Origin of the sequence: Photobacterium sp. OFAV2-7 (assembly GCF_022347985.1) — a bacterium.
Taxonomy (GTDB): Bacteria; Pseudomonadota; Gammaproteobacteria; order Enterobacterales; family Vibrionaceae; genus Photobacterium.
Window position 1 is genome coordinate 1 of record NZ_JAKRFQ010000750.1, and the last position, 2,635, is coordinate 2,635.

Genomic DNA, 2,635 nt, shown 5'->3' on the forward strand with positions numbered 1-2,635 from the left:
ATGGGGCGCCGGTCACGCTGGGACGGTGGGGACTGGCCGCATCTTCTCAGTCCAAGCGGTATTCGTGAACCAGTCCACCGGGCAACCTGCAAAACCATCGAGCCAGAAGAGATTGAGCGGATCATTGATGATTATGCCGCCGCCGCTCGCCGGGTAAAGGCGGGAGGGTTGGACGGTGTTGAGTTGTCGGCGGTTCACCAGCATCTGATCGACCAGTTCTGGAGCCCGAGAGTCAACAAGCGGGAGGATGAATGGGGGGGCAGCTTCGAAAACAGGATGCGCTTTGGCCTCAGGGTGCTGGAAGCAGTTCGCCTTGAAGTCGGTCCCGATTTTGCCGTCGGTATGCGCATTTGTGGTGACGAGTTCCACCCTGATGGTTTGACCCATGACGACATGAAGCAGATTGCGGCGTATTACGATGCGACTGGTCTGGTGGACTACTTCGGTGTAGTTGGCTCAGGGTGCGATACCCACAATACCCTTGCCAATGTGATCCCTAACATGAGCTATCCGCCCGAGCCGTTTTTGCATCTGGCGGCCGGTATCAAGCAGGTAGTTAATGTGCCGGTGATCCATGCTCAGAATATTAAGGATCCCACTCAGGCCGAACGCGTGCTGGAAGGCGGCTATGTTGATTTTGTCGGCATGACCCGAGCCCATATTGCCGATCCTCACCTGATTGCCAAGATCCGGTTGGGGCAGGTTGATCAGATCCGCCAGTGCGTTGGTGCCAACTATTGTATCGATCGTCAATACCAGGGGCTGGACGTACTCTGTTTGCAAAATGCGGCGACTTCGCGTGAAGAGACAATGCCCCATATCATCACGAAAACGGATGGTTCGATTCGCAAGGTGGTGGTGGTAGGTGGCGGACCTGCAGGTATGGAGGCGGCGCGTGTTTGTGCCGAACGTGGCCATGATGTCACTTTGATCGAGAAATCCTCCCGGCTTGGCGGACAGATCACGCTGGCAGCCAAAGCACCGCAGCGTGAACAAATTGCAGGGATCACCCGTTGGTTTGAACTGGAGCTGGCGCGGCTGGGTGTCACTCTTGAGATGGATACCGAAGCGGATGCCGAGGGTATTCTGGCGCTGAGTCCTGAAGTGGTGATTCTGGCGGTCGGTGGCCAGCCGTTCATTGAGCAGTTTCCGGGCTGGGGAGCGCAGGACGGTCTGGTTGTCAGTAGCTGGGATATTCTGAGTGGCAGGGTGGAGCCGGGCAGTAATGTGCTGGTCTACGACACTATCTGCGAGTTTTCGGGGATGTCGGTTGCCGATTATCTGGCAGCAAAAGGAGCGTTGGTTGAACTGGTGACGGATGATTTGAAACCCGGAGTAGCTGTTGGTGGCACCACCTTTCCGACCTATTACCGCAGCCTTTACCAGCGAGAGGTGATCATGACGCCGGACTTTCGTTTGGAACAGGTATACCGGGAAGGTGAAAAAGTCATCGCCGTGCTAGAGAACGAGTATACCCAGCAGCAGGAAGAGCGGGTTGTGGATCAGGTGGTGATAGAAAACGGTATTCGGCCTTGTGAGTCACTGTATTACCAATTGAAGCAGGGATCGCTCAACAAAGGGCAGGTTGATCTGGTCGCATTGTACGCGGCCAAGCCACAGCCGGAACTGGCTCACCATACGGGCAATGGTCAGGGTTACCTGTTATACCGGATTGGTGACTGTGCCTCGCAGCGTAATATTCACGCTGCAATTTATGATGCCTTGCGTCTTTGCAAAGATTTCTGATCGTACAGATTTTGACTTAACACTTATCGCCTCACAACTCGCGCAGAAAAGGGGATAACGATGCTGACATCTTTAGTTTCCGTGCTGTTATTGCTGGGATTGCTAGTCACGTTGTTCGGTGCCGTTCGTCGGGTGAGGCTCTGGCGTCGGGGCAAACCTTTTGCGGTTGATGTCTGGGCCGGACTATCGAGCATCCCGAGACGGTATCTGGTTGATCTCCATAATGTTGTTGCTCGTGACAAAACCATTGCGCATATGCATATGGCAACCGCCGGGGGCTTTGTTGCCGCGCTGGTGATGCTGAGCATTATTTACCTTCTTGGCATCAATAACGGTGCAATGCATTTGCTGGCGCTTATTGCCTGTACGGTGATGTTGCTGGGGGCGCAGCTGGTGGCTGGGCGACGTCGGTCTGTGCCTGCGCATTTGTCTACAGGTCCTTGGATGAGATTGCCGAAAAGCCTCAATGTCTTTGCCGGCACTTTCTTGCTTGTCAGTGTCTTTGGTTTGTTCGGAATAGATACCTTGCCGTCAATACTGCTTGTTTTACTGGGAGTTGCAATGATAGCGGGCATGGGCGAGATGCTGCTCGGGATGACCTGGGGCGGCCCGATGAAACATGCTTTTGCTGGCGCATTACACCTGGCTTTCCATCCTCGTCCTGAGCGCTTTGGCGGTGGTCAGTCAACGGGACTAAGGCCGCTTGACTTGACCGAGCCGCATTTGGGGGTAGGCAAACCAACTGATTTTCACTGGAACCGGCTGTTGGGCTTTGATGCCTGCGTGCAGTGTGGCCGCTGTGAGAAGGCGTGCCCGGCCTTTGCAGCCGGTCAGCCGCTGAATCCGAAAAAGCTGATCCAGGATATGGTAGTCGGTATGACTGGCGGTT

General features: G+C 54.9%; 2 protein-coding genes. Both read left to right on the forward strand.

Annotated elements, in window-relative coordinates; genetic code table 11:
* Positions 1–1,746: FAD-dependent oxidoreductase (locus tag MHN01_RS23990; RefSeq protein ID WP_239413885.1), on the forward strand; the 1,746-nt coding region annotated here is incomplete at its 5' end.
* A 60-nt stretch (positions 1,747–1,806) separates the two neighbouring features.
* On the forward strand, positions 1,807–2,635 hold an 829-nt coding region (locus MHN01_RS23995), incomplete at its 3' end, for a (Fe-S)-binding protein (protein ID WP_239413887.1).